The sequence below is a fragment of the bacterium endosymbiont of Bathymodiolus sp. 5 South genome (assembly GCF_900128535.1).
GTDB lineage: Bacteria > Pseudomonadota > Gammaproteobacteria > PS1 > Pseudothioglobaceae > Thiodubiliella.
In genome coordinates this window covers 1-1,580 of the sequence record NZ_FQTR01000281.1, presented here as the reverse complement: position 1 = coordinate 1,580, position 1,580 = coordinate 1, and the positions used below count along the sequence as shown (strand labels likewise).

The window sequence follows — 1,580 nt, the reverse complement described above, 5'->3', positions numbered from 1 at the left end:
ATAAACATACAAATTCAAACCATCAACCGCCCCTGCTGAATCAGGACTTATCCATCTTGCCAACCAAGGGGCTAGGTACCTAGCACCGTAGTAGCATAAACCACTACTATCGTCTCTTTCTTTACCTGTGTAGCGGTAGCGTTTTTGCTGGGTTTGGGTTTTGTCTTTGCCAGCAATGATGGCAGTGCCACCATAGGGATAATAATGTTCGTAGCTGAGGGTTTGAACTTTGTCATCCAATTCCAAGATGTTGGATTGTAGGTGGCTGTTGAGTTGGTAGCGGGTTTGGCGCGTAGTTTGCGCGTTGTCTTTGCTACTTTCGCTGAGGATGTGGGTGCCGATGTGCAAGGTGGCGCTTTGTTGTTTTGTTTGGTTGATTGAGAGGTCTAGTGCGGGTAGGTAGTCTCTTTGGCTTTGCACTTGGTGGTTAGATTCAATCACAGTGCGAACTCGCTTGCCTTGATAATCATAAACATAGTATTGTGTGGTGTTGGGTTTGTTTACTTTAGTAAGTTTATTCAAGGTGTTGTTGTAGTGCCACTCCAGGTTGCCGATATTGTTTAAGTTTAATAAATTGCCATTGGCATCAAAGTCGCTGGTGGATTGTTGGGTTTCAGTGCCACGGTTGCTGTTAGGGTGGATAGTGAGAGTTTGTTGCCAAGTGTTGCTTTTTGCTTGGTGTGAGAGGTGGGTTAGGTTGTTGCCTGTGTCGTAGGTGTGGGATTGGTGGTAGGGTTCTAGTGAAATCATAATATGGCACAGTGGTCTGTTTGTCGTCTTATTTTAGCTAGCCTACTATCAGGTGCAAAATATTCATACATATCTCCACGAGGTGGCAGGGGTTCGTCAACAGATATTAAAGGCATTTTTGGTTTTAAATGTAGGCGAATGTTATTGTCAATAGCCTCGAATTCTACAGAGGCTACCTTAAGACTAAAAGTATTGGTAATCCTTAAAGAAGATCTGCCATTATCACTCTTGATAAGAAAGTTACGATAAAACTTTGGGTAATTTCTATCCGCTAGATAAATCTCTATTGCTTCGTTTGTGCTGGGGTTGGTGATACTCTGGCGTAGCATTGTTTTAGGTAGCATATTTAATGCACCTGCTATTTTTGTCATCCCTAAATACTGATAAGAGGTTACTTCTGTTGCGTTCAAGCCAGAACGAAGACTTATATCTTCATCTTTAAAATTTGAATTAAAAACTAATTCCCCTATGGAGAAGTTCATAGTATTCTTAAAAGAGTCATAAGACGGACGAGTATGTGCTTGAATGATCGATTCCCTATTGCTACTGTCATCTGATATGATGGAGAATTTTGTATTGGCGTTTAACAAGTTAAGTTTATTAGCAGGATAAGTCCTGACAATATTTTCCAGTCTTTCATACGATTCAGGAAAATAAAATAAATTATTATTCTGATAAGTTCCTTCAATTGGACTTAGTACATCTATTTCATAATTTTCCAGATTTATGTCAGCTGGAATAACTTTAACATGCCCTGTTGGGTCAATATACTTAAGGGGATTATTGTCCACATAAACATACAAGTCTAATCCATCAACCGCTCCTGCTGA

Annotated in this window: 2 protein-coding genes; both read right to left on the bottom strand. The window is 40.2% G+C overall.

Annotated features, from left to right (window positions below):
- Window positions 1-750, bottom strand: a 750-nt coding sequence (locus tag BBROOKSOX_RS10830) for an RHS repeat-associated core domain-containing protein (protein ID WP_139661802.1), incomplete at its 3' end; no start/stop codon positions are given.
- The coding region (locus BBROOKSOX_RS10825) for a hypothetical protein (protein WP_139661800.1) at window positions 747-1,580 on the bottom strand (834 nt) is incomplete at its 5' end. The genes BBROOKSOX_RS10825 and BBROOKSOX_RS10830, both read right to left, overlap by 4 nt.